Genomic DNA, 23,631 nt, shown 5'->3' with positions numbered 1-23,631 from the left:
GGCCGTGGTCACCAGGCGCTTCGCGCTGCTGATGGCGTTGGGAGTGCCGCTGCCGGCGCTGCTGCCCTCGCCGTGGCTGTCGACCCTCGCGGTGCTCGGCGTCATGACCGGCGCGGCGCTGCTGGACGTGCTCGTCGCGGGCCCGCTGAGCGCGGTGTCGCTGCGGCGTGACGGCGACGCGACGGTGTGGCTCGGTAACACGGCGACGACGACCCTGACCGTCGCGAACACCTCCGAACGGTCGATGTGGCTGCGGCTGCGCGACCGCTGGGTGCCATCGGCGGGCGCGGACCGCACCCCGCACCTGCTCCACCTGTCCGCCGGCGAGGAGAGTCAGGTCACCACCACGCTGACCCCGACGCGGCACGGCGACCGGGCCGCGGTGCGGGTGACGCTGCGCTCGTACGGGCCGCTGGGACTCGCGTACCGGCAGCGGTCGCAGCGGTGGAACGAGGCCGTGACGCCGAAATGGACACTGCGGGTGCTGCCGCGCTTCCCGGCCCGGCGGCTGCTGCCGGAGAAGTTGGCGAAGCTGCGCGTCTTCGACGGCTCCGTGGTCACCCGCGGGCGGGGGCAGGGCACCGAGTTCGACGTGCTGCGCGAGTATGTCGTCGGCGACGATGTGCGCTCGATCGACTGGCGGGCCTCCGCCCGTACGCATGACGTGGTGGTCCGGACCTGGCGCCCGGAGCGCGACCGGCGCGTGGTCTGCGTGCTGGACACCGGCCGCACGTCGGCGGCGCGGATCGGCGACGAACCCCGCCTGGACGCCGCGATCGACGCCGCCCTGCTGCTGGCCGTGCTGGCGTCCAAGGCCGACGACCGCGTCGACCTGCTCGCGATGGACAGCGTCGTCCGCACGAGGGTCGAGGGCGGCGGCCACCGCACCAAGCTGCCCCGGCTGATCAGCTCGCTGGCCGCGCTGGAGCCGGCCCTGGTGGAGACCGACTTCGGCCTGGCCGCCGGCGAGCTGCTGCGCCGCGACCACAAGCGCGCCCTCGTGGTGATCTTCTCGGCGCTGGACGCGGCCCCGATCGTGGAGGGCCTGCTGCCGCTGCTGCCGCGCCTGACGACCCGGCACCGGCTGGTGCTGGCCAGCGTGCGCGACCCGGAGACGGCCCGCCTGGCCCACCTACCGGCCGAAGCGACCGCGGAGGACGTCCATCTGGCCGCGGCCGCCGAGCTGGCGCTGGCGGAACGCACCCGGGTCCGGGCGCTGCTGGAGCAGCAGGGCGTGATCGTGGTCGACGAGCCCCGGGAGACGTTCGCCTCCAAGGTCTCCGATGTCTACCTCATGCTGAAGGCGGCCGGCCGGCTCTGACCGCGTCAGGCGGTGGGCAGCTCGGCGGGCAGGTGATCCGGCTCCGAGCTCTCTCCCCGCCGGTCCGCGGCGCCGCCGAGCACCAGGGCGTAGCCCAGGAAGGCGAGCCAGACCACGAACCCGATGCCGATCCGGATCGCGTCCGGCCAACCCGACGGTGTCACGTACGCCTCGAGAATGCCCGAGACCAGCAGCATCGCCACCAGCCCGAGCGCCACGAGCATGCCGGCGCGGGCCCGTTCGGCGAGCGCCCGGCCGCGGGTGCGGTGCGGGCCCGGGGAGATCCAGGCCCAGCCGATGCGCAGGCCAACCCCGGCCGCGACGAAGATGGCGGTCAGCTCCAGGAAGCCGTGCGGCAGGATGTAGACGAAGAACGTCTCGCCGTGACCGGCGCCGATCATCAGGCCACCGACCAGGCCGATGTTGAACAGGTTGTAGGCGAGGACCCACAGCACCGGCAGGATCAGTACGCCGGAGGCGAGGCACTGACCGGCGATCATGGCGTTGTGCGTCCACACGTTCGCGGCGAAGTTCTGAGCCTGGAACTCGCTGTAGTAGGACACGAAGTCCTCGTTGACCAACCGCTCGGCGGTCGCGGCGGGCACGAAGGTCTCCACGATCTCCGGGTGGGCCGCGAAGTACGCCATCAGCGCCCCGCCGACCAGCAGGTTGAGCGCCGTCACCGCCAGCCACCAGCGCCGCGCCCGGTAGAGCTCCAGCGGTAGCGTCGTGGTGAAGAAGCGGCCCACCGGGCGCCAGGAGAAGCGGCGGCCGCCGGTGACCGCCGAACGGCCGGCGATCACGAGCTGGGACAGCGAGGCCAGCAGGATCGGGTCCGGCGAGTGGCTGCGCACCACGGACAGGTGGGTGGCCGCTCGCTGGTAGAGCAGCACCAGCTCATCGGCCTCGGCGGCGGACAGACCGCGGCGCCGGGTCAGGGCATCGAGCCGGTTCCACTCTCCGCGGCGCTCGGCGACATAGGCGTCCAGGTCCACCGGCGCAGCGTAGCGGGCGGCGATCAGGTTAACTAACCGCATGACGGTAGCGGTGGCGGCGAGTGGCGCGCATGGTGAGCAGCTCGTCAACGGCGAGGCCGTCGAGGTCGACGTCCGGCACGCCCGGATCGGCTCCCGCGGGCTGGCGCTGCTGCTCGACATGGTCGCGCAGGGGTTGCTGGTGATCGTCCTGGCCATCCTCGCCGGGACCGTCCTCGCGTTCGGCGGCGCCGACGACGCCCTGACGGAGGCGATCTTCACCGTCATCGTGATCGTGGTGTTCATCGTCTATCCCACGGTGGTGGAGACCCTCACCAACGGCCGCAGCCTGGGCAAACGGGCTATGGGACTGCGCGTCGTCCGCGAGGACGGCGGCCCGATCCGGGTACGCCACGCCCTCGTGCGCAGCCTCGTCGGCGTCTCCGTGGAGTGGCCCGGCCTGCTCTTCCCGCCGCTGACCTGGGCCGTGGCGCTGACCACGATGTTGTTCTCGCCACAGGGCCGGCGCCTGGGCGACCTCGCCGCCGGCACGTACGTGATCCACGAGCGCTCCCCGGCGCCGTGGGGCTGGGTGCCGGCGATGCCGCCGCCGCTCGCCGCCTGGGCCGCCGGGCTCGACCTGACCAACCTCGACGACGACCTCGCCCTGGCCGTGCGGCATTACCTGGCCCGGGCCGCCGACATCCGGCAGCCGATGAACGGCCGGTTCGCGCACTCCCTCGCCGCCGAGGTGAGCGAGAAGATCGCCCAGCCGGTCCCGCCCGGCGTGCCGCCGTGGGCGTTCCTCAGCGCGGTCCTCGCCGAACGCCGCCGCCGCGCCGCCGGCCGGGCGCACGCGACCCGGGCGCTGACCCAGCGCATCTGGCCCGGCTTCGGCCGGCTCGAGTGGGCCCGCGCCACCGAACCCACCTGGGACCCGGCGGGCACGAACCCACCCCTGCTCGGCGTGATGAAGGAGGAGGGCCGGCCCTCCTGAGCGTCAGACGGTGAATCCGGCGACCAGCCGCTCCAGCTCACTGCTCGTGCGGGCCAGGTCCTCGGCCGAGGCCTGAGCCTGCCGCACCACCGTCGTGGTCTCGCCGACGGCGGCCGACACCCCGGCGATGTTCTGCGCGATGTCCCGGCTGCTCTGCGCCGCCTCGGCCACGTTGCGGCCCATCTCGCCGGTGGTCGCGGTCTGCTCCTCCACCGCCGCGGCGATCAGCGTCTGGAAGTCGCTGATCCGGCTCACCACGTTGCCGATCTCGGCGATCGCGGTGGTCGCGTCGCCGGTGTCGGACTGGATCGTCTGCACCAGGCGGGCGATGTCCTCCGTGGCCTTCGCCGTCTCCTGGGCCAGGTCCTTGACCTCGCCGGCCACCACCGCGAAGCCCTTGCCCATCTCGCCGGCCCGGGCGGCCTCGATCGTGGCGTTGAGCGCGAGTAGGTTGGTCTGCTCGGCGATCGACGTGATCATCCGTACCGCCGCGCTGATCTCGGCGGAGGACTCCCCCAGCTTGCCGACGCTGACGTTGGTCCGGTTGACCACGGTGACGGCCTCGGCCGCGACCCGCGCCGCCTCGCCGGCGTTGCGGCTGATCTCGTCGATGGCCGAGCCCATCTCGCGACTGCCCGCCTCGAGCGTGCGCACGTTGCCGGAGACGTCCCCGGCGGCCTCGGCGACCGCGGACGCCTGCTTGTCGACGTGGTTGCTGGACTCGGTAACCCGGCCGGAGATCTCGGACAGGTCGACGGACGCGGTGGAGATCGTCCCCGCGTGCCCGGCGATCGCCGAGACGGTCTCCCGGAGCGACTCCGCGGTCGTGTTCAACGCCTTGCCGAGGCGGCCGAGTTCGTCGTCGCGCTTCAGATCGGTGCGGACCGTGAGATCCCGCCCGGCCAGCCGGCCGAGCGCGGCGACGACGACCGATAACGGACCCACCACCGAACGGGTCGCCCAGACGGCCAGCAGGATCGCCAGGATCAGGGCGACCAGCAGCGTGACGCCGAGCACCTGCACACTCCGGGCCTGGACGGCCTTCGACTCGGCGGTCACCTTGTCGACGCGGTCCACGACCGATTTGTAGAGCTCACTGGTGGTGTCGAGCACGAGACCCCACGAGTCGGACGCCTCGCCGTCGTTGATGCTGCCCATGACCTTCTGCAGGGTGGCCTTGCTGTCATCCGCCTCGAGCCACGACAAGAGCTTGTCGTCCCAGGCGAAGAAGTCGTCCCAGGCCGGCTTGAGCTTGGCGAACGTGGCCTTCTCCGCGTCGGTGAGGACCTCTTCGTCGATGCTCTCCAAGAGCTTGTACACCGAGTCCTTGGTGTCCAGCAGCCCCTGGCGGTTGAACTCGTCCTCCCCGGCGAGGTATTCGAACCCGAAGGCGGCGACGTCGTTCACCCAGAGGGACTGCCACCCGGAGGCGTCGGCGGCGTAGTACTCGACGTCCTGAATTTTGCTCCGGACCCGTTCCAATTCCGCCACCCGGTGCTGGGCCGCGCTCTGTTGCCGCATGCCCCACCAGCCCGCACCGGCGGCGACGACGATCAGACTGGCGAGCACGAGGAAGGACGCGCCGAGCCGCTTGCCGACGCTGACGTCTGAGATACGCACGGGTTGCTCTCCGGTGGGTTTTAGGTTTCACCCGCCTCTTCGACCGTTTCGGCCCGGTCCTGAGAAAGTGTCATCCGCGTCGCTGTCGGGCCGCCTCGTAGAGCGCGACGGTGCCGGCCGACGCCGCGTTGAGCGAGCTCGCCGCCCCGACCATCGGAATCCGGACCATCCGGTGGCATCCCTCGCGCCAGGCCGCGCTGAGGCCGTGGGTCTCGTTGCCGACCGCCAGCACGGTCGGCCCGGTGAGGTCGTGCTCGGCGATGTCGACCGACCCGCCCTCGTCGGTGCCGACGACCTGCGCTCCCACGCCGAGCGTCCGCACCCAGTCGAGCACCTCCCGGTGGCTCGGCACCCGCACCACGGGCAGGGCGAACAGCGATCCGGTGGACGCACGCACCGCCCGCGGGTCGTACGGATCGGCGGCGTGCCCGGTGACGATCACGCCGGCCGCCCCGAACGCGTCCGCCGAACGCACCAGCGTGCCGATGTTGCCCGGGGTCGTGGGCCGGTCGAAGGCCACCACCAGCAGGTCCGGGCCCACCGGGATCCGCGCCAGGTCGTCGGCGGGCAGCCCCACGGCGGCCAGCAGCTCGGGCGTCTCGTCGTCCTTGCCGCCCAGTTCCCGCATGAGCTCGGCGGAGAGCAGCGCCCGCGGCGCCGCCGTTTTCTCGATCACGTCCCGCGCCCACCGGGACAGGCCGGGTTCCTCGGCGGAGAGCAGTGCCCGGATCTGATGGCCGCGCTCCACGGCCAGCGAGATCGGGCGTACGCCCTGCACCAGGAATTCCCCGGCCCGCTGCCGCTTGGCGCGGTTGGTCAGCAGTGCCTGCCATTGCTGGAAGGTGGCGTTACGGGTGGTGATCCTCAAGGTCCTCGGCACGCCGTCCGAGGTTACGGCGTCGGCGGGAAGCTCGTGTAGTCGGGGAAGTTGCCGTAGAGCCGCTCCTCGGGCGCACCGACCGTGACAGCGTGCACGAGCAGGTCGCCGCCGACGAAGGCGCCCTTCCAGGAGGCGCCACGACCGCCGAAGGTCTCCTCCCGGTCACCGCGCGAGCGAGGCTTGTTGATCCCCACCTTGTACGCCTGCACGTCCTGCGCCAGCTTGGCCGCCAGCTCCTCGTCGTCGACCGCCAGGCTGGCCACCAGCGCGCCGTTGCTGGCGTTCATCGCCGACAGCAGCTCCTCCACGGTGTCCACCACGATGATCGTGTCCACCGGCCCGAACGGCTCGGCGTGCATCAGCCGCGAACGCCCCGGCGGGGCCAGCAGCGCGGTGGGGCCCACGTACGCCTCGATGTCCTGCCCGTCGAGGAACCGGCCGGCCTCGGGCCTGCCCCGGTGCAGCGGCACAGCACCGCCACGGATCGCCTCGTCGACCTTGCGACGCAGCTCAGCGGCCTTCGCGGCGCTGATCAGCGGGCCGAAGTCGAGCTCCGGCAGCGGGTCGCCGGGCCGCTCCACGGCGAGCGGGTGCCCGAACCGCACCGACTTGACGACGGGCAGGTAGACATCCAGGAAGGCGTCGACCAGCTCCCGCTGCACGACGAAGCGCGGGTACGCGGTGCAGCGCTGCTTGCCGTACTCGAAACCCTTGCGCAGGTGCCCGGCGAGCAGCTCCCACTGGGAGAACTCCCAGACGCCCCACGCGTTGAGCCCCTCCTGCTCGATGAAGTGCCGCTTGTCGGAGTCGAGCAGCGCGGCGGCGACCTTGCCGCCGTTCGACCGGCCGCCGACGAAGGCCACCGCCCCGATCGCCGGATCGCGCACCAGCACCTCGGACAACTCCTCGCCGCTGCCGGACAGCAGCGTCACGGGCAGCCCGGCCCGGGCCATGAGCGCGTGCGCGAGGGTGAGGCAGACCGCACCACCCTGCGACGGCGTCTTGGCGATGACCGCGTTGCCCGCGAGCAGCTGCACGAGCTCGGCGTGGACCAGCACGCTCATCGGATAGTTCCACGAGGCTATGTTGCTGACCGGGCCGGGCAGCGGCTCCCGGCCGGCGACCTGCCGGTCGATCTGCTCCGCGTACCAGCGCACGCCGTCGAGGGCGCGGTCGACGTCGGCGCGGGCCAGCCGCCACGGCTTGCCGATCTCCCACATCAGGGTGAGGGCGAGCAGGTCCCGGTGCACGGCGAGTGCCTCCACGGCGGCGCGGACCCGGGCCCGCCGCTCCGCGAGCGGGACGACGGCCCAGTCGTGGTGCGCCCGCATGGCGGCGCTCACCGCGCCGGCCGCGGTGCCGGCATCGACCCGGCAGACCTGGGCGATCACCGACCCGTCGACGGGGGTACGCAGCTCAGCCGGCGTCCCGCTGTCCCGCCAGCCGCCGGCGTAGAGATTGCGCAGCCGGCCGGCCACGAACGCCTCGGGAGCGGCGGCCGTGACCCGGGCGAGAACGTCGTTCCAGGCGGTTCCGGGGGCGAGGATCAGGCTCATGCCCCACTGTGCGGACGGTTTCCACCCGGGCACCACGGGTCACGGCGTACCCGAGCACGGATTCTTTTGATGTGAGGAAGAATCGACGAACTTCATTTCGCTCACCTGTCGCTCGGGCACCGCCGCACGCTTTCCAGCAGATCCAGCCCCTCGAACCCATCGGCGGCGAACCACACGCCCTCCGCCCGCAGCGACCGCACCGCCCGCCGGTACGGCGCCCGCGACGCGAGCGCCGAGTTCACGGCGGGCACCACCACGGTCGGCACGCCCCGCCCGATGACCTCGGCCACCGAACTCAACGGGTACGTGTCGGCGATGCCGAGGGCCAGCTTGTTGATGGTGTTGAAGGTCGCCGGCACCACGAGCAGGGCATCCGCCACCGGCGACACCCGCGTGCCGTCGGGCGTGTACCCGTAGGTCGTCCGCACCGGCCGGCCACTGATCCGCGCGAGCGCCTCCACGTCGGCGATGTCCAGCGCGCTGGCCGTCGCGGTGATATCGACTGTCCACCCCCGCGCGATCGCCTCCTCGGCGACCTCTCCCACCGCGACCGCGCTTCCCGCACCGCACACGAGAATCCGCAGGTCGTTACCGCTCCCGGTCTTGCTTTCGGCACTGCTCACGGCGAAAGGGTACGCACGTGCTGGGATAGCCCCATGGCGAAGCCGCTCTACTCGGCCACCATGTCCCTGGACGGCTACATCACCGGGCCGGACGGCGACATGTCGTGGATGACGCCGCACCTCGGACCCGACCCGCTCGTCGACGACCTCGTGGCCGACGTCGGAGCCATCCTCGCCGGCGGCCGCACCTTCCGCGGCGACGACCCGTACCGCGACACTCCCGCGCGGGGGCAAGCCTTCGGCGGGGCCTGATCGGGTCGCAGGTGGTGCTGACCCACCACCGTCCGTCCGTACCCTGGCCCGGGGTGACCTTCGCCACCGACCTGCCGACAGCGCCCGCCTCTACGACGACGGCACCCCCGTGAAGCTGGAACGCGTCCGCTCCGCGGAGGTGCCCCACTCGTCAGACCACTGGTTCCGCGTCCTGCGGTAGATCGCTGAGCCCCGTACGCAGATGACGGTTATGCCGCGGCTCCTGCTTCGTCTTGGAATCATCGAGCCGCCGACGCAGATCATCGCGAACGTCGTTGAGGGCGGCGTGCAGATCCTCCTCGCCGGACGTCGTCACGATCTTCTGACGACCCGCGATCCAGCACTCCAGGGTGACCTTCTGCCCGCGCGCCTCCCGATCCTTGACCGAAACCTCCAACTCGGTGGTCCCGGCGGGGAAGGCCGCCAACCGGGCGTCCAACGTGGCAAACTGCTCGGCGATCCAATTCCGATCGCCCTGCGAGAAGCCGGCCCCGGCGCGCAGGCACTGGTCAATGGTCGCCGGATCTGCCGCGACACTCATGCGCGTCTCCCTTCGGTGCGAACTAGGTGATCGACTCCGTACCCGCTCGTACCGAAAATCCACCTGATGTCCGCCACGGGTATTCCCCACCGGCCCCCTAACGCCGCCGGATCATGAGCACCACGACCACGCCCCCGAGCAGCAGCACGACGGCAGCGAGGCCGCTCGCCAGCACGATCGGACTGACCCGCTTCGACTCCGCCCCTGCCCCGGGCACCCGCTCCGGCACCGCCGAGGTGGCGACGGTCTTGGGCAGGGCGGGAACATCGGCGGTCAGAGCCTTGACCAGATCGAGCCGCCCGTACCCGTAGACGTCGTCCCGCCCGCGCGCCCCCGAGTCCACAGCGGTCGCGGTCAACCGATGAACCACCTCGGCCGCACTGAGCTCGGGATACTCCGCCCGCACCAACGCAGCAGCCCCACTGACCACGGCCGTTGCGTGGCTCGTGCCGTCTGCCACAACGTAACCGGAATCGTTGATGCCCGTCGTGCAGATGTCGACGCCCGGAGCAACGAGATCGACGTGCGGACCTGTGACCGAGAAGTCGCCGATCTTTCCCGAGCGATCAACCGCGCCGACACTCAACACCTCCGGGTATCTACCGGGATAGTGGTCACCACCGTCATCACGGTTTCCGGCACCGGCGATGACGACGATGTCCTTGGCCTGCGCCGCGCGGATCGCTTCCCGGATCACCGGATCGTCACTCTTGCTGAAAGACATGTTGATCACTTGAGCGCCGTGGTCAGCGGCGAATTCGATGGCGTCGACCACTTGCGTGCCGCTCACGAAGGAATCGAATGCCACGCGAATCGGAATGATCTTCGCTGCCGGCGCGACGCCGAGGACCCCGCTGCCCTCCCCGTGCCCCCTACCGGCAATGATCCCGGCCAGGTTCGTTCCATGGCCGATAAGATCCTCACGTCCGTCTCCATCGGAGCTCTCGAAGTCTTTGCCCGGCAATATCGCGCCAGTCAGATCCCGATGCTGGGTATCCACCCCGCTGTCGATCAGGGCAACCGTGATTCCCGCGCCCCGCGTCGCCTGGTGAGCCTCACTGATCTTCAGCGCAGACAGGTGCCATTGCCGCTCCCGGACAGAATCCGCAGCGGCTGGAGCGGCCGTCCATCCCACCAATGACAGCGACGCGACGACAGCGACGACATGCCCCACACGGGCCGGAAGCCTCATCGATCCAACCCGATCACGCCGGGACCCGGGTCGTGACGAACCGGACGGACATCCGGTTCGATGACGGGCTCTACGCCGTGGAGCACGTCCCATACCTGTGCTGCCTTGCCTTCGATCGAGACGTTGTCATTCTCGTCCCTGCGATGACGATTGGCAGGCATCGTCTGAGCGACATGGCTTCTACCGGAGGCGGAGCTCCGCCCAGCTTGACCGGTCCTGGCTCCCGCGCTGTTGGCCCCGATGACCGTGCCGGAGGGCAGCGCGCTTGGCACGGATACTGCTTGACGGCCTCCCGAGGCGCCTCGGCCGACGATCGGAGTAAGCGGGCCGCCGACCGGGATCGTTCCGCCACCCGTGCCGACTGCGGGCGCCAGGCCGAACAGACCGGTCCCCCCGATCACGGCGCCGACTCCGGCCGTTGGAGGCGGCGACACACCGACACCAGGGGTAACGACCGGTGCCGGCGCCACGGGCAGAACACCCGCGAGGGCCGGCCCTGCTGTCTGCGACACAGATGTTCCTGGGCCTGATCCGTCCACTCCGGAACCCGTGTTCGCACCCGGTATCGGCGGCGGATTGTGCGGAACCTGCACAGGCACGGGCGTGGCCCCGAAGCCGCCGAGATCGACTGTGCCTGAGCTCGCAACCGACGAGCCCGCGCTCGTTCCGCGCGTTGCCCCGCCGCCGACAGCAAGATCTTCATGCTTGTCACCGACCATCCGGCTCGGATCGAAGAGCGCAGGGGATCGTATCTGCGTGCTGTGGTCGGCGATCGCCGCCTCGGCGTTGCGCATCGCCTGGCGGGCCTTCTCGTCGTAATCATCCTCGGCGTGGTCGGCCCACCTCGGGATGAAGTCGTCGCTGGCGATCTGACGTACTTCGACCCAGGGGCGAACCGCCGCTTGGGCCTCGGACAACGCTTCCAGGATGCCGTTGAGACCGGCGCGGGTGTCCTCCGCACGTCTGAGGGTTTCCTGCATCGAGGTCGCGAGTTGGCCCATGTACTTCAGGAAGATCCTGGCGGAGGCGTTCTTCTCCGGCGGCCAGACCGCTGCCAGGGCTTGCGTTGCTTCTTCCAGGCGGCGGTGTTGGGTGCGGACGTCGTGGGCCAGCCCGTCCCAGGACAGGACGCGGTCGGCGCCTCGGCACGCGTTCTCCTTCTGGAGCATCGTCCAGATCGATGGCAGGTTGTAGGCCTCCCAGTTCGCTCCCGCCATCACCCGTGCCCTCCTTTCTGGACCTTGCTCGCCTGCGCGATCGCCCCGCTGAGGAGGGCGTCGATCTGGCGTTGGGTGGCGGCCGACGACATGTCCACGTTGGCGAAGTCGCGGGCGATGCGGTCCGCCACGTCGGCGAAGATGATCGCCATCTGGTGGTAGGCGCGCAGGTTCGCCTCGGTGTTCTCCAGGGCTCGGGCATATCGCCGCTTGGCGTCGAGGATCGTTTCGCCGGGTAGCTCGGCGCCGAAGATCACGCCGTGGCGGTGGAGGTCGGCGCCTCTTTCGGCGGCGGAGGCGAAGCCCTTGTCCGCTTCCGTGCGCATTCCTCGGGCGAACTCGCCCACCTGCTCGGTGTCTAGGTGAATACCGTCCGGCATTCCGTCCTCCCCGTCGCCGCAACACCACAGCATATCGATCGATCTTTATGCCTGCGTGCCGATTTCGGTCGCCGTGGTCCTCACACGGCCCGGGGCGCCGGGAGGTTCACCTGCTTCGCGACGGCGAACCAGCGTACGCCTGGTTCGTGTGGGATGCGGCTTTGATGGGGTCTAGACAGCTACCAGACTGAAACACCCTATTGGCCCAGGTCAGCGATAGTTTCTTCCTCGACAACCGCGCGCACGTCGTCAGCCTCAATCCTCAGACCACAGCTCGGCAGAACGGGGAGAACCATGTTTTCGGCTACGCGTCTTGCGATCCTTCCGGCGATCGCCGCCGTCACTCTGATCGTTCAGGTACCCGCCACCTCCGCCCTCGCGGCACCGCCCGCCGGAGGCGGGTTCAGCGGTGTCGCCGGCGACTTCAACGGTGACGGAAAGGACGACATCGTCACCTTCACCCGCGGCGCGGCCGCCGACGTCTACGTCGCGTTGTCGAACGGATCTTCCTTCCTCGGCACCGGATGGAAGTGGCACGACTACTTCGCTGTCGGCACGGAGACACCGCTGGTGGGCGACTTCAACGGTGACGGAAAGGACGACATCGCCACGTTCACCAAGGGTGCCGCCGCCGACGTCTACGTCGCCCTGTCCAACGGATCTTCCTTCGTCGGCACCGGCGTCAAATGGCACAACTTCTTCGCCGTCGGCACCGAGACACCCGCGGTCGGCGACTTCAACGGCGACGGAAAAGACGACATCGCCACCTTCACCCGCGGCGCCGCAGCCGACGTCTACGTCGCCCTCTCCAACGGGTCCTCCTTCATCGGCACCGGATGGAAGTGGCACAACTTCTTCGCGGTGGGCAGTGAGATTCCGGCAGTCGGCGACTTCAACGGCGACGGAAAAGACGACATCGCCACCTTCACCCGCGGCGCCGCAGCCGACGTCTACGTCGCCCTCTCCAATGGATCTTCCTTCCTCGGCACCGGATGGAAGTGGCACAACTACTTCGCCGTCGGCACCGAACTCCCGTCGGTCGGAGACTTCAACAATGACGGCCGCGACGACATCGTGACGTTCACCCGCGGCGCGGCAGCCGACGTCTACGTCGCCACGTCCAACGGATCCTCCTTCCTCGGCACCGGATGGAAGTGGCACAACTACTTCGCCGTCGGCGCGGAGATCCCCGGCACAGGCGACTTCACCGGCGACGGCCGGGTCGACATCGCCACCTTCACCCGCGGCCCCGCCGCCGACGTCTACGTGGCGCGTTCAACCGGAAACACCTTCTGGGGTACGGGTTGGAAGTGGCACAACTTCTTCGCTGTCGGCGCCGAAATCCCCCAGCCCGGAATCCTCTGGTAATCCGGCCCTGGTCGGCGCACAGTGGCCGGCAGCGACGTCCCCGGACGCCCGCTGCCGGCCACCGGCACGCCGACCGCCCACGAACCCACGCCACCGCAGAACACGGGCACGCAGGGCGGGCGCGGCACGCGACAGACAACGGGCGTAAAGCGGCCGCGCACGCAGGGCGGGCGCGGCACGCGACAGACAATGGCCGTGAAGCGGCCCGGCACGCAGGAGCGGCGCCGCCGCACGCATCAGGCAACGGGCGGAACGCGGCCGGGCACGGATAACCGGGCCGGAATGCGGATGTGCCGCTCCGCATCCCGACCCGGGGTCATTGCCGGAAGACCGAGGACGGCGGACTTGCCGCTCCGCCCAAGGATCAACCGTTGCCCATCCCCGCTCGGCTCACCCGATCCCACCGCTCCATCAAGCGAACCGTTCGCTCACGATCAGCCTCCTGACCGAAATCCGGCCAACCAAGCTCAGCCACCCTGCCAATGCCTGGCGACCCGCTCGAGCCCAGCCACCGCTCGAAGCCCAGCCACCCGACCAAATCCGGCCATCGACGCCCGACCAAAGCCCAGCCGGCCGCGGTCCGGCCGCCCGCCCACGCCGGGGCCGCCGGACCGCCCGTCCCGCGGATCGCCGCGACAGGCCTCGCGACGATCGCGTTCCGTTTCGCCCCCCCCGCCCCCGCCGGCGGAGGCGTCACCGATACGGCGCCGGAGAGGCTTTGTTCGAGGAGTTCGCCGTGGACGTCGGAGATCACCCCTTTGGAAGGGTTTGGTGACGGCGCATTTTCAGTATGCCGAGCCTTTCAAGAACGATTAAAGGGGCGCGACACAGATCCATCGTGAACTTTCGATTTCAAAAGTGACGGGCATGGGATCAACTCTCGGCGCTCTTGGTCCCGCGTTGCATCGTGCTGATCTCGTTGACGATCCGGGCCAGCGAACGACGTGTCGCATCGTCCATGTAGAGCGCTCGCAATGCGATGTCGCGGACGTCAGCGTCTCGCAGGGCGGCGGCGAGGGCCAGCTGCGAGTTGACGTCGTCGACGACCTGGTCGTCGAAGAAGTACGACACCGGCACGCCGAAGAACGCGGCCAGGGCTTCGAGGTGGCGCTTGGTGGGGTTGTCGCGCTGGCCGGTTCTCAGCTGCCAGACGTACGTCTTGGAGAACGTGCCGACGGTGAGTGCCTCGCAGCCTCGGGCGACCTCCTCGTAGCTGTACTCGCGTCCTTTCGGCTGCACCGCCTTGAAAAGGTGGTCGATGCGCCGCGCCAGCGATCCGTCCCCTGGCCCGGTCACGGCTGTCGCCCGCGTTCGCTGTTGTGGACGGGTGCCATGCTGGTCACCGTACCATCACATTGACAGGCATCAGTCGCTGACTATCGTGGAGGCTGTCCGTCAACTGAGATGGACGGGAGCCGGTCGGCATCGGCAGCACGGGGGTGCCCGATGCCGGCCGGACACCACCCAACACCGGCCGCACATCGCCTATCGCCCACCGCCGACCGCGCAACGCCCGAATCCAGCCGCGCAACACCCGAGGCCAGCCGCAGAACGCCCGAGCCGGCCCGCGCAACGGGCAACGGGGGGGCGACGGGCGGGCGACCGGCAGCAGGCAACGGACAACGGGCGACGGCCGACAGGCAGCAGGCGACGGCGACCGGCGACCGGCGACCGGCAACGCCGACGGCGAAGGCGCACTACCCACGCCAGGCGCCGAGCCGGCAGCGGCCGTGGAACGCCCAACGGCGGCGCCCAGCGCGCATGCCGGGCGCGCACCACCCCAACGCCGAACACGCAGCGCAGTGCCCAATATCGAGCATGCACTACCCCCGGCACCGGACCCGCGGCACCCAATATCGAAAGCGCATCTTCCGACCAAGCGCGCAACGCCTAATGCTGGGCGCGCATTCGGCACCTCCGGTGCTGGCCTTCGCGGCGCACACGTCGTATAGTTCCGTATCGATGTAGCCGACTCCTTCCCCCGTGGGAGCCGGCTACATCCCCAAACGGCTACACCCCTGAAAACCCGCACACTCGACAGCGCGCGAGACCCTGGGGATGAGGCTCGGTCGGATGGTCCTCCCGCCTTGGCGCCTGAAGGCCTTCTGGGAGTTCAGGGCGCTCCGGCGACGGTGTCGACGCCGGCTGATCGCGCTCGCGCTTCCCGCCGCACCGAGTATGGCGGCGCTCTGTGAGCATCTGGGACAGCGGCGCAACCGGCCGATCTATCTGATGGCGATGCCGGCTCAGGACGCGCAACCGTGCGGGGTCTGGCTGTCGTTGCCCGACGCCGACGTGATCGCTTACGAGGCCGGGACGAATTCCCGGCATCAGGAGCACATCATCGCGCATGAGCTGGCTCATCTGATCTGCGGTCATTCCATTCTGGACGGTACGCGGCCCTTCGACACGCGCCGGCTCTTTCCCGACCTGGATCCCGCCCTGGTCCGCGACCTGCTGCAACGCGGCCACTACTCCGATGACCAGGAGCAGGAGGCGGAGGTCATGGCTTCGCTGTTGCTGAGTCGGGCCAGCCGGGCCCCGGCCGAGTCCCGGGGCGGGACGACTGAGCCGGATGGCACCGGGCTCACCGACCGATTGGCGCAGGCGCTCCTGCCGCCGCAGAGACGAGGACACGGCACCGATGCATGACCTGCTCTATGGGATCGGCGCACTGGCCGGCTGGATCGCCTTCGCCTACAAGATGAATCACCTGCGGCAGGACTGGAGAAATCCGGGGTTGCGCACGATCACGGCGGCGTTCGGATTCTCCGCGTTGGCGTTCACCCTGACGGTCGGATTCGTCTACCAGCCGATCGACTCCGCTGTGGGCGTACCCAATCTGACGAAGTTGTTCATTCATTCGAGCATGGTGCTCTTCAGCATGCTGGTTCTGCAGATGCTCGGCTACTGGCGGTATCCCGCACAGCGGGCCCGGCGGCGCGCCCGTGTCTATCTGGTGCTCGGGCTCACTGTCGTCGCGGCGATGTCAGCGCTCATTCTCGTGGCGCCCATCCATGAGAGATACACCATTCACTTCTGGAAGACCCATGCGGGCGCGACGGCGATGCTGGCGTACCTGACGATCTTTCTGAGCGCGCTGAGCGTGGCGCTCGTCGCGATCGCGTACCGTGCCTGGCGTTTCGCGGCCTTGACCCGGCAGTTGCCCTGGCTGCACCGCGGGCTGCGGATCACGGCGCTCGGTGCCGTGCTGAGTTTTGGCTATTGCGCCTGCCGCGGCGGCTTTCTCCTGCTGCTCGCCGTCGACATTCGCGTCGATCCGTTGGTCGACATCGCGATGCCGTTCGCCACCGCCGGCCAGATCGTCTTTTTCACCGGGTTGACCATGCCGAGCTGGGGACCGCGTACGGGAATCGATCAGCTCGCCGCCTACCGGGCGCTCGAACCGCTGTGGTCGGCGCTGCACCGGGCGTTTCCGGAGATCGCCCTGCACTCGCCGGCCGACGGCGAGTCCACCCTGGGCGGCGTCGACTATCGGCTCTACCGGCGTATGGTCGAGATCTGGGACGGGCAGCTGGCGTTGCGGCCGTATCGCACCGGCGAACCGTCGTCCGCGCAAGAGGAGGCCGAGGCGATCCTGGACGCGTTGCGCAGACGGCGCGAGGGCCATCCCGCGACGGCCCCGGCCGGTAGTCACGGGCCCGCTCCCCACGGGCACGAGCTCGAGTGGCTGGTGGCCGTGAGCCGCTCGTTCGCCGGTCTGACCCCGGCCCGGGAATTGGACCGTGCCTGAGCCCACACCCGAACGTCCGCGCGTTTCCTCCGGCGCGGTCTTCGTCGATGACGACGGCCGGATCCTGCTGGTGGACCCGACGTACAAAGAATTCTGGAATCTGCCGGGTGGCGCGGTCGACGCCGGCGAGACCCCCCGGCAGGCCTGCGTTCGAGAGGTACGCGAGGAGCTGGGGCTGGACCCGCCGATCGGCGCGCTGCTCGTGGTGGCGTGGACGCCGGGGAAGCTCTTCTTCGTCTTCGACGGTGGCACGCTGGCGGCGTCGCAGCGGGACGCGATCGTGCTGAGCCCGGGCGAGCTCGCCGCCCACGCGTTCGTCGACGCGGAGCGGGCGCGGGCGCTGCTGGCGCCGGCGTTGTGGCCCCTGATGTTCGAGGTGCTCCAGGCCCGCGCCGGGGGTACGACCCGCTACCTCGAGCTTTCCTGACCCCCGGCCGAACGGCACGCCGCACCTGCCGTAATGGTCAACGCACCTCATACGAAAGGCCGATTAGCACCGGCGAGGTTCGCATTCGGCAAACCGTCGCGGGCAACCGGCCTACGCTCCGTGGTAGCCCGCCGCACGTGGAGTGAACTCACCGCGACGGACGCTCTTCCAGACGCTCGCCGCGCCGACTCACCGGCCCCGAGCGTCCCACATCGGACCGCCGGGAATTTTCGCGCGCACTACCGCCGCGCCGGTGGTCGGACCGTGTCTGGCATCGCTATTTGCAAGGAGAAACGTCATGACCACAGCACGCACGTCGCTGTGCCGCAGAGTCCTCGTCGCGGCAGCCGCAGCGGTAATCGGCTCTCCCCTGTTCATCGCTCCGGCCAACGCCGCACCGGCACCTCGGGCGGAAGCCGGCGCCACCGCCCAGGCCATGCTGGCGCCCACCGGCGCAGCGGCGATCTCGGTGGCACGCAACAGCAACGGCCGTCTGGAAGCCTTCGTCCGAGGCACCGACAACGGCCTATGGCGACAACGTCAGACGAGCGCGGGCAGCGCCACCTGGACCGGCTGGACCAGTCTTAGCGGCGGCCTCGCCGGGGCGCCGCGGTCCGCCGTCAACGCCAACGGCCGGGTCCAGGTCTTCGCCCGTGGCACCGACAACGCCCTGTGGTACCGGCGTCAGGTGGTGGCCGGCAGCGCCTCGTACACGCCCTGGACCAGCCTGAGCGGCGTGCTCACCAGCGACCCGACCGTGATCCGTGACGCTCTCGGCCGGCTGGTGGTCTTCGTCGAGGGAACCGACCAGGCCCTGTGGATGCGCCGCCAGCAGACGGCCGGCAGCGCGACCTTCACCGCCTGGAGCAGCCTCAGCGGCGTGCTCAACGGTGAGACGAGCGCCGCGATGGACGTCCTCGGCCGGCTGCAGGTCTTCGTCCGCGGCACCGACAACGGCCTGTGGACCCGCCGGCAGGTCTTCGCCGGCAGCGGGGCCTGGACCCCCTGGACCAGCCTCAGCGGCGTCCTCACCAGTGACGCGGCGGTCTCCCCCGACGCTTCCAGCCGCATGCAGGTCTTCGTCCGCGGCACCGACAACGCGCTCTGGACCCGCCGGCAGGCCTTCGCGGGCAGCGGCACCTGGACCGCCTGGACCAGCCTTGGCGGCGGCCTCAGCAGCAACCCCACGGTCCTGCGTAACACCAGCGGCCGGCTGCAGGTCTTCGTCCGCGGCACCGACAACGCCCTGTGGTACCGCCGCCAGACCGGCGGTGGCATCTGGGGCGTCTGGACCAGCCTCGGCGGTGGACTGACCAATGAGGTGGCCGGTGCGCGCAACAGCAACGGCCGGCTGCAGGTCTTCGTCCGGGGCACGGACAATGCGCTCTGGACGCGCCGGCAGGCGGCTGCGGGCAGCAACATCTGGACGCCGTGGGCAAGCCTCGGAGGCATCCTCACCTGACCCGACTCGTCAGTAGTGTGCGCATCCCGGCTGCTCGCAGCCGGGATGCGCTGACGCGTCCCGACGGTGCATCAGGGCCTGGAGACCGTCGAGGATGCGCTCCAGGCCGAAGTCGAACGCCTGCTCGCGATCGTCGTCGGCGGATTCGGTGACGGCCGCGACCACGGCCGGGAACCGCTCCGCGTGGTCGCGCACCACGGTGGCGATGACGGTGGCGAGCTGGCCCTCGGGGTCCGCGCCGCCGCGCAGTTGGTCGGCGGCCGAGCGCGCCTGGGCGGCGAGCGTGGCGAGGGTGTCGAATCGTTCGGCGCCGCGAAGGCCGGTGCCCTCGAGCAGGCGCAGGCCGGTCTCCATCCAGGTCAGTTCCGCGGGGCCGAGCGGACGCGGGCCGACCGTGACCTCGAGCACCCAGGGGTGGCGCAGGTAGGCCTCCAGCAGCGCCCGCGCCCACTGGGTCAGGCCGGCGCGCCAGTCGCCCGGGTCCGGCTCGGGCGGTGCGCCGATCGCGCGTTCCAGCATCAGGGCGAGGAGTTCGGCCTTGCCGGGGACGTAGCGGTAGAGCGCCATCTTGGTGACCCCGAGCGCGGCGGCCACCCGCTGCATCGAGACCGCCGCCAGGCCCTCGGCATCCGCGATGGCGATGCCCGCGTCGGCGAGGCCGGTCAGGTCCAGGGTCGGCCTGGGTCCGCGGCTGGGCTGTGAGCGGCCGCCCCAGAGCAGCTCCATCGACATCGCGTACTCCGGGGGTTGCGCTTGGCCAGAACTGCTTCTACCGTACACAAATATTAATTGCGTCCGGCAGACACAGTTTGGAGGAAGGCACATGCGGAACACGACGGTGCTCGTTTCGGGTGCGAGCGTGGCGGGTCCCACGCTGGCCTACTGGCTCGGCAGGTATGGATTTCGGCCCACCGTGGTCGAAATCGCGCCGAGCCTGCGCGACGGAGGCAACGCGGTGGACTTCCGCGGCGAAAGCCACCTGACGGTGCTGGAGCGAATGGGGCTGCTGGACGACCTGCGAGCCTTGCAAACCGGCGGAACCGCGATGCGCTTCGTCGACGCGCACGGCCGACGGCTGATGGAGTTGCCGCCCGACTTCGCCGGCGGCGATCTCGAGGTCTTGCGCGGCGAGCTCTCCCTACTTCTGTACGAGCACAGCCGCGAGCGCGCCGAGTACGTCTTCGGTGACAGCGTGACCGCGCTCGAGAACACCGCCGAGGGCGTCAGGGCCACCTTCGCCAGCGGCGCCACCCGTACATTCGATCTCGTCGTGGGGGCGGACGGGGTGCACTCGCAGATCCGGCGGCTGACCTTCGGGCCGGAGGCCGATTTCGTGCGCCACCTCGGCTACTACCTCGCCACCTGGAGCGTGCCCGGCGACTTCGATCTCGGACGGAACACGTTGCTGCACAACGCGCCCGGCCTGATGGCGAGCCTCGGCGGCAACCACCGCGACCCGCACCGGGCGCTCGCCTTCGTCATGTTCGCCTCGCCGCCGCTGGATTACGACCGGCACGATCTCGACCAGCAGCGGACGATCCTTCGCGAGCGCTTCGCCGGGCTCCGCTGGGAGGTGCCGCGACTGCTGGCGGCGCTGCCCGACGCGACCGATCTGTACTTCGACGCGATCTGCCGGGTCGATGCGACGACCTGGTCCCGGGGAAGAGTCACGCTGCTGGGAGACGCCGCTGCCGGCGCCACGCTCGGAGGCATGGGCACGGGAACCGCGGTGCTCGGCGCGTATGTGCTCGCCGGTGAGCTCGCTGTCGCCGGGGGCGATCATACGGTCGCTTATCCACGGTACGAGGCCTTGTTGGGTGGCCTTGCCCGCCGGTGCCAGAAGGGCGGGAACGGCGCTGGAAAGTTCCATGCTCCGCGCCGGAACTGGACGGCATGGGCACGTAATGCGCTGCTCAACCAGAAGTGGGCGATGGACATGACGCTGCGGGTCGCCAGGGAACGGACCGAAAGCATCGCGTTGCCGGACTATCCCGCGCTGCTCGCCGGCGCGGGCACGGACTCCATCGAGCGGCCGCGGTGACATGATCGGGTTGTGGCGTCGGGATGGGAGTCTGTCGCTGCCTGGTCTGGCATCGAGGTGGTGGAGCGCCTGACCGGAGGAGCCCGCAACGAGGTTTTCCTGGCTCGCCGAGGCGGACTACGATTGGTCATCCGGCGGTCGGCTCGCTCCTTGGCGGCGTCAACCACGGCGACGTGGGCGCGGGCAACATCCTGATCGACGATGCCGACGTGCAATGGGTCGACTTCGCCTCCATCCCCGAGGACATAGACGTCCCCCCGCCGGTGGACAGGCAGACCTTGGTCACTGCCGGAGTGGCCTGGGAGGCCGCAACCTGCTTGGTGCCGGAACCGGACTACGGCTGGAAGAGCTCTACAGCCGATCAAGCTGAACGTTAGCCAGCGGTCAGCGCAGGGGGCGGAGCAGCACGGCGTACAGGTCGCGGGGGCCGGGCTCGTGGACGTTGCCGTCGACGTCACGACCGAGCGGGGCGGACTCGCCGGCAGCCGGGAAGTACCAGCCCTCCTCCACATCGGCCAGTGGTGAACAGTCGTCGTCACCCGCCCCGTCCCTCGCGACGACTACGACGGCATCGTCGGGAAGGTCGGCAAGGATGTCCCGCAGGCCCGCGACGGTGATCGTCCCAAGGGTGAACATAGGGTCGACCCGAGCATTCTGATCCCGTACGTAGGTGTTCTCATCGGGACTCAATTCCGTTCTCCGTTCGCAGCGGCGCCGGCCTCTTCGCGCATCCTCATGGTGACCGACCCCGGCGGAAACCGCATTGTGTTCGCGGGGACGCTTCACGACTGACACGATGCCTTCATGACCGAGCCCCGAACCGCACCGGCTGCCGTCGACGCCTCGGCCGCCGCGTCGTTCTGGGCGGAATACGCGGCCGCCCGGCCGAACGAAGCGCGGGCATGCCCGGACTACGCCGTCGAACGGTTCGGTGACTCAGCGGAACTCGCCGACGAGCTCCTTCGCCTGGTCGTGCAGGGCACGAAACGGGCAACCTCGTCGCTCTTCTCCGCATACGTCGAGGACGGTGAGCCGCTGCCGCGGATCGGCTCGCACTGGATCGTCTGCGACAGCGCCGGCATTCCGCGGATCATTTTGCGTACCGTTGAATTGCGGATCGGGGCTTTCCACAGCGTTGACGAACAGTTCGCCTACGACGAGGGCGAGGACGACCGCAGCCGGGCCAGCTGGCTGACCGAACACCGCAAGTTCTGGCAACGCGGTTGCGAGGCGCGCGGCACGGCATGGAGCGAAGACAGCGAGGTCGTCTTCGAACGGTTCCGCGTGGTCTTCCCTTTGAATCTCGCCCATTGAGGACGTGGTCTTCCCTTTGAATCTCGCCCATTGAGGACGTGGTCTTCCCTTTGAATCTCGCCGATTGAGGACACGCTGACGCGTTCCACCCGGACGACGGCAGCCCCCCGTCGGAACTGCCGTCGCCGGGCGTCGAGCGGTCAGATCCGGGCGCGTCGCCGCGCCAACTGGGCGCTCAGCCCCAAGCAGAGGCCGGGTACCGCGACGACCGCCGCCAAGGTAAAGATCGTCATGGCTGGCGCCATGGAGGACCACATGTCGACGCTGCGCCGCCAATGCAGCAGCTCGAGAACAATAGGACCCAACTGGATCAGCCCGTAGGCGAGGGTGAGGCGCTCATCCACAATCGACCACATCATCGCGATCAACGGCACAAGAGCCGTGACGACGATCGAGGCAATCGCGTACGCCAGAGACGACGTGAACCACGAATTGAAGAAGACCAGGCTGATCGTCGGGATCAGCATCAGGGCAAGCAACGGCTGTAGTGACCGTGGCGCCACGACCGGCCCCCGGCCGATCAGCGGAACCAGAAGCACGAGGGCTGTCAACAGTGACGGTGCGTGGAACATCGTCTCGAAGGGCCGGTTAGGGACGAGGTCGAGAACCAACGCGGCAACCACCGTTGTCGTGGCGAGGAGGAACCGGTCGCGCAAAATCAGGATGATGGCGGCTGCCATGAGCGCGATCAACGCGCCGCTGAGCAGGTGACTATCGACGTTGAACTGGCCCTCCACCGCGCGCGGTAGAGCGCACAGCAGCAGGACTACCGTGGCGTTTCGCAGGGCGGCCCGCCAGGACTGCCACGTCGTCCGGCGGGCGGCCGCGCCGGCCCGGACCCGAAGTGCGCCGACGGCCAGCGCCCACCGCTCCCGCCACGGCGGCCGGCGTTGGCCTGGCTCAGCGGACGACAAGAGAACTTCCAGCATCTCGGCCCCACGCGCGCGTCGATACTCGGCCGGGTAGAGACGTAGCAGCCGTCCGTACGCTTGCTCCAGTTCGGTCATGCCAGGCCCACCGCGGGCCTCGGAGCGGCACGGCGCACGGCCCGGTCGGTCACGACCCGCGCCGCCTGGGTGAGCGCCTCGGCCTCGGCCCGCAGGGCGGCGTCGCCGGCCGGGGTGAGAGCGTAATACCGCCGGGCCCGGCCGTTGACGATCTCCTCCCGGACAGACTCGATCATTCCTTCCCCGGCAAGACGGTCCAACGCCGCGTAGAGCGTTCCGGTGGCGAGGCGGACCCGTCCCTGGGACAGGTCGGCAGCCTGCGTGATGATCGCGTAGCCGTGCAACGGTTCGTCCTGCAACGACGCCAGGATGAAGTAACTCGGCTCGCGCATGCGCGATGTCATGCCGTCACCATATGACGATCAACTACTTATGTAAACAGGGAGAGTCACTCAAGCTTCTCGGGGAGAGCTTGGGGTGACGACCGCTGCTGCACGTGTCCGCCGGGCTCGCTTGTATCGACGGAGTTGGCGCCGACTTCGCTCGGACCACTCCTCTCCCCCGCTTAGCAGCACATGGCGAATATCGATACTCGCTCGCCGATCAGGCTCGCTCGCTGGCACAGCCACTAGCCTCCGTCTTTCATTAAGCGCGGCGGCTTGGTCCGGGTGGGGACTGTCTCGCTAACGGTGTTTCCGGCGTCTTTGGTTAGTAGGTTTCGGCGGCCGGGAACCGGTCGCCGAAGGTGATCGAGAAGGCGTTCAG

24 protein-coding genes and 1 pseudogene are annotated in these 23,631 nt (G+C 69.5%); 11 read left to right on the top strand and 14 right to left on the bottom strand.

The features are described 5' to 3' along the window. The first annotated feature begins 4 nt into the window (after nucleotides 1–4). On the top strand, nucleotides 5–1,321 hold the full coding sequence (locus tag AB0M36_RS20490) for a DUF58 domain-containing protein (RefSeq protein WP_364159733.1): 1,317 nt from the start codon (nucleotides 5–7) through the stop codon (nucleotides 1,319–1,321). A 5-nt stretch (nucleotides 1,322–1,326) separates the two neighbouring features. Here the strand turns inward: AB0M36_RS20490 and AB0M36_RS20485 are convergent, their stop codons facing one another. Then, complete coding sequence (locus AB0M36_RS20485) at nucleotides 1,327–2,358, bottom strand: stage II sporulation protein M (protein ID WP_364159731.1); 1,032 nt, start codon at nucleotides 2,356–2,358, stop codon at nucleotides 1,327–1,329. On the opposite strand from AB0M36_RS20485, the gene AB0M36_RS20480 reads away from it, so the two are divergent. After that, entirely contained in the window at nucleotides 2,357–3,292 is a 936-nt protein-coding gene (locus AB0M36_RS20480) for an RDD family protein (protein ID WP_364159729.1), read from the top strand. The two genes, AB0M36_RS20485 and AB0M36_RS20480, sit on opposite strands and share 2 nt — an antisense overlap. Nucleotides 3,293–3,295: 3 nt before the next feature. Here AB0M36_RS20480 and AB0M36_RS20475 read toward each other — a convergent pair whose 3' ends face one another. From AB0M36_RS20475 to AB0M36_RS20460, 4 genes are all read right to left on the bottom strand, one after another. Further along, nucleotides 3,296–4,912, bottom strand: a complete 1,617-nt coding sequence (locus AB0M36_RS20475) for a methyl-accepting chemotaxis protein (protein WP_364159727.1) — start codon at nucleotides 4,910–4,912, stop codon at nucleotides 3,296–3,298. Between the two features lie 70 nt (nucleotides 4,913–4,982). Next, entirely contained in the window at nucleotides 4,983–5,792 is an 810-nt protein-coding gene (locus tag AB0M36_RS20470; RefSeq protein ID WP_364159725.1) for a TrmH family RNA methyltransferase, read from the bottom strand. An 11-nt stretch (nucleotides 5,793–5,803) separates the two neighbouring features. After that, on the bottom strand, nucleotides 5,804–7,348 hold the full coding sequence (locus tag AB0M36_RS20465) for an aldehyde dehydrogenase family protein (protein ID WP_364159723.1): 1,545 nt from the start codon (nucleotides 7,346–7,348) through the stop codon (nucleotides 5,804–5,806). A 101-nt stretch (nucleotides 7,349–7,449) separates the two neighbouring features. Continuing rightward, the gene (locus AB0M36_RS20460; RefSeq protein WP_364159721.1) at nucleotides 7,450–7,971 is read right to left on the bottom strand and encodes a flavoprotein; all 522 of its coding nucleotides are present in this window, start codon (nucleotides 7,969–7,971) and stop codon (nucleotides 7,450–7,452) included. A gap of 33 nt (nucleotides 7,972–8,004) precedes the next feature. On the opposite strand from AB0M36_RS20460, the gene AB0M36_RS20455 reads away from it, so the two are divergent. Continuing rightward, nucleotides 8,005–8,223, top strand: a complete 219-nt coding sequence (locus AB0M36_RS20455) for a dihydrofolate reductase family protein (RefSeq protein WP_364159719.1) — start codon at nucleotides 8,005–8,007, stop codon at nucleotides 8,221–8,223. A 151-nt stretch (nucleotides 8,224–8,374) separates the two neighbouring features. Here AB0M36_RS20455 and AB0M36_RS20450 read toward each other — a convergent pair whose 3' ends face one another. The 4 genes from AB0M36_RS20450 to AB0M36_RS20435 form a co-directional block, all read right to left on the bottom strand. Then, nucleotides 8,375–8,764 carry an HPF/RaiA family ribosome-associated protein gene (locus AB0M36_RS20450; protein ID WP_364159717.1) on the bottom strand — a complete coding sequence of 130 codons (390 nt, stop codon included), beginning with the start codon at nucleotides 8,762–8,764 and terminating at the stop codon, nucleotides 8,375–8,377. A gap of 97 nt (nucleotides 8,765–8,861) precedes the next feature. Beyond that, nucleotides 8,862–9,956 (bottom strand): type VII secretion-associated serine protease mycosin, encoded by a 1,095-nt coding sequence (mycP, locus tag AB0M36_RS20445; protein ID WP_364159715.1) that lies wholly within the window; start codon nucleotides 9,954–9,956, stop codon nucleotides 8,862–8,864. Further along, entirely contained in the window at nucleotides 9,953–11,176 is a 1,224-nt protein-coding gene (locus AB0M36_RS20440) for a hypothetical protein (protein WP_364159713.1), read from the bottom strand. The genes mycP and AB0M36_RS20440 overlap by 4 nt, the downstream gene beginning before the upstream one ends. Next, nucleotides 11,173–11,553, bottom strand: a complete 381-nt coding sequence (locus AB0M36_RS20435; protein ID WP_364159711.1) for a hypothetical protein — start codon at nucleotides 11,551–11,553, stop codon at nucleotides 11,173–11,175. Before AB0M36_RS20435 ends, AB0M36_RS20440 begins: the two co-directional genes overlap by 4 nt. 294 nt (nucleotides 11,554–11,847) lie before the next feature. Here AB0M36_RS20435 and AB0M36_RS20430 point away from each other — a divergent pair, with 294 nt between their 5' ends. Beyond that, a complete protein-coding gene (locus AB0M36_RS20430) occupies nucleotides 11,848–12,921 on the top strand; it encodes a VCBS repeat-containing protein (protein ID WP_364159709.1) in 1,074 nt (357 codons plus the stop codon). A gap of 873 nt (nucleotides 12,922–13,794) precedes the next feature. Here the strand turns inward: AB0M36_RS20430 and AB0M36_RS20425 are convergent. Continuing rightward, entirely contained in the window at nucleotides 13,795–14,217 is a 423-nt protein-coding gene (locus AB0M36_RS20425; RefSeq protein WP_364159707.1) for a helix-turn-helix domain-containing protein, read from the bottom strand. A gap of 777 nt (nucleotides 14,218–14,994) precedes the next feature. On the opposite strand from AB0M36_RS20425, the gene AB0M36_RS20420 reads away from it, so the two are divergent. From AB0M36_RS20420 to AB0M36_RS20405, 4 genes are all read left to right on the top strand, one after another. Then, nucleotides 14,995–15,573, top strand: coding sequence for a hypothetical protein (locus AB0M36_RS20420; protein ID WP_364159705.1), 579 nt, complete (start codon nucleotides 14,995–14,997; stop codon nucleotides 15,571–15,573). Continuing rightward, on the top strand, nucleotides 15,566–16,675 hold the full coding sequence (locus tag AB0M36_RS20415; protein ID WP_364159703.1) for an MAB_1171c family putative transporter: 1,110 nt from the start codon (nucleotides 15,566–15,568) through the stop codon (nucleotides 16,673–16,675). Before AB0M36_RS20420 ends, AB0M36_RS20415 begins: the two co-directional genes overlap by 8 nt. After that, nucleotides 16,668–17,102 (top strand): NUDIX hydrolase, encoded by a 435-nt coding sequence (locus tag AB0M36_RS20410; protein ID WP_364159701.1) that lies wholly within the window; start codon nucleotides 16,668–16,670, stop codon nucleotides 17,100–17,102. The genes AB0M36_RS20415 and AB0M36_RS20410 overlap by 8 nt, the downstream gene beginning before the upstream one ends. Before the next feature lie 298 nt (nucleotides 17,103–17,400). Then, nucleotides 17,401–18,564, top strand: a complete 1,164-nt coding sequence (locus tag AB0M36_RS20405; protein WP_364159699.1) for a hypothetical protein — start codon at nucleotides 17,401–17,403, stop codon at nucleotides 18,562–18,564. Nucleotides 18,565–18,573: 9 nt separating this feature from the next. Here AB0M36_RS20405 and AB0M36_RS20400 read toward each other — a convergent pair whose 3' ends face one another. Next, a complete protein-coding gene (locus tag AB0M36_RS20400) occupies nucleotides 18,574–19,296 on the bottom strand; it encodes a TetR/AcrR family transcriptional regulator (protein WP_364159697.1) in 723 nt (240 codons plus the stop codon). On the opposite strand from AB0M36_RS20400, the pseudogene AB0M36_RS20395 reads away from it, so the two are divergent. Beyond that, a pseudogene (locus tag AB0M36_RS20395) lies at nucleotides 19,199–19,810 on the top strand (FAD-dependent monooxygenase); the annotation flags it as partial. The gene AB0M36_RS20400 and the pseudogene AB0M36_RS20395 overlap by 98 nt on opposite strands. A 968-nt stretch (nucleotides 19,811–20,778) precedes the next feature. Further along, entirely contained in the window at nucleotides 20,779–20,982 is a 204-nt protein-coding gene (locus AB0M36_RS20390) for a hypothetical protein (RefSeq protein ID WP_364159695.1), read from the top strand. A gap of 7 nt (nucleotides 20,983–20,989) precedes the next feature. Here the strand turns inward: AB0M36_RS20390 and AB0M36_RS20385 are convergent, their stop codons facing one another. Further along, entirely contained in the window at nucleotides 20,990–21,241 is a 252-nt protein-coding gene (locus AB0M36_RS20385) for a hypothetical protein (protein WP_364159693.1), read from the bottom strand. Between the two features lie 168 nt (nucleotides 21,242–21,409). Between AB0M36_RS20385 and AB0M36_RS20380 the strand changes: the two genes are divergently transcribed. Beyond that, nucleotides 21,410–21,919: an ASCH domain-containing protein gene (locus AB0M36_RS20380; RefSeq protein WP_364159691.1), complete on the top strand. Its 510-nt coding sequence runs from the start codon at nucleotides 21,410–21,412 to the stop codon at nucleotides 21,917–21,919. Nucleotides 21,920–22,059: 140 nt separating this feature from the next. Here AB0M36_RS20380 and AB0M36_RS20375 read toward each other — a convergent pair whose 3' ends face one another. Further along, nucleotides 22,060–22,926, bottom strand: coding sequence for a hypothetical protein (locus AB0M36_RS20375; protein WP_364159689.1), 867 nt, complete (start codon nucleotides 22,924–22,926; stop codon nucleotides 22,060–22,062). Beyond that, nucleotides 22,923–23,270: a PadR family transcriptional regulator gene (locus AB0M36_RS20370; RefSeq protein WP_364159687.1), complete on the bottom strand. Its 348-nt coding sequence runs from the start codon at nucleotides 23,268–23,270 to the stop codon at nucleotides 22,923–22,925. Before AB0M36_RS20370 ends, AB0M36_RS20375 begins: the two co-directional genes overlap by 4 nt. Nucleotides 23,271–23,631: the final 361 nt, after the last annotated feature.

The sequence above is a fragment of the Actinoplanes sp. NPDC051346 genome (assembly GCF_040682215.1).
In the GTDB taxonomy this organism is placed as follows: domain Bacteria; phylum Actinomycetota; class Actinomycetes; order Mycobacteriales; family Micromonosporaceae; genus Actinoplanes.
The sequence above is the reverse complement of the archived record's forward strand: the minus strand, read 5'-3'. Positions and strand labels throughout refer to the sequence as shown.

Bases quoted from the DNA above. Each gene is read 5' to 3' on its own strand.
- AB0M36_RS20435 (WP_364159711.1), bottom strand. From the start codon at position 11,553: ATGCCGGACGGTATTCACCTAGACACCGAGCAGGTGGGCGAGTTCGCC.
- AB0M36_RS20465 (WP_364159723.1), bottom strand. From the start codon at position 7,348: ATGAGCCTGATCCTCGCCCCCGGAACCGCCTGGAACGACGTTCTCGCC.
- AB0M36_RS20455 (WP_364159719.1), top strand. From the start codon at position 8,005: ATGGCGAAGCCGCTCTACTCGGCCACCATGTCCCTGGACGGCTACATC.
- AB0M36_RS20480 (WP_364159729.1), top strand. From the start codon at position 2,357: ATGACGGTAGCGGTGGCGGCGAGTGGCGCGCATGGTGAGCAGCTCGTC.
- AB0M36_RS20485 (WP_364159731.1), bottom strand. From the start codon at position 2,358: ATGCGGTTAGTTAACCTGATCGCCGCCCGCTACGCTGCGCCGGTGGAC.
- AB0M36_RS20370 (WP_364159687.1), bottom strand. From the start codon at position 23,270: ATGACATCGCGCATGCGCGAGCCGAGTTACTTCATCCTGGCGTCGTTG.
- AB0M36_RS20430 (WP_364159709.1), top strand. From the start codon at position 11,848: ATGTTTTCGGCTACGCGTCTTGCGATCCTTCCGGCGATCGCCGCCGTC.
- AB0M36_RS20400 (WP_364159697.1), bottom strand. From the start codon at position 19,296: ATGTCGATGGAGCTGCTCTGGGGCGGCCGCTCACAGCCCAGCCGCGGA.
- AB0M36_RS20405 (WP_364159699.1), top strand. From the start codon at position 17,401: ATGACCACAGCACGCACGTCGCTGTGCCGCAGAGTCCTCGTCGCGGCA.
- AB0M36_RS20415 (WP_364159703.1), top strand. From the start codon at position 15,566: ATGCATGACCTGCTCTATGGGATCGGCGCACTGGCCGGCTGGATCGCC.
- AB0M36_RS20375 (WP_364159689.1), bottom strand. From the start codon at position 22,926: ATGACCGAACTGGAGCAAGCGTACGGACGGCTGCTACGTCTCTACCCG.
- mycP (WP_364159715.1), bottom strand. From the start codon at position 9,956: ATGAGGCTTCCGGCCCGTGTGGGGCATGTCGTCGCTGTCGTCGCGTCG.
- AB0M36_RS20380 (WP_364159691.1), top strand. From the start codon at position 21,410: ATGACCGAGCCCCGAACCGCACCGGCTGCCGTCGACGCCTCGGCCGCC.
- AB0M36_RS20450 (WP_364159717.1), bottom strand. From the start codon at position 8,764: ATGAGTGTCGCGGCAGATCCGGCGACCATTGACCAGTGCCTGCGCGCC.
- AB0M36_RS20420 (WP_364159705.1), top strand. From the start codon at position 14,995: ATGGTCCTCCCGCCTTGGCGCCTGAAGGCCTTCTGGGAGTTCAGGGCG.
- AB0M36_RS20385 (WP_364159693.1), bottom strand. From the start codon at position 21,241: ATGTTCACCCTTGGGACGATCACCGTCGCGGGCCTGCGGGACATCCTT.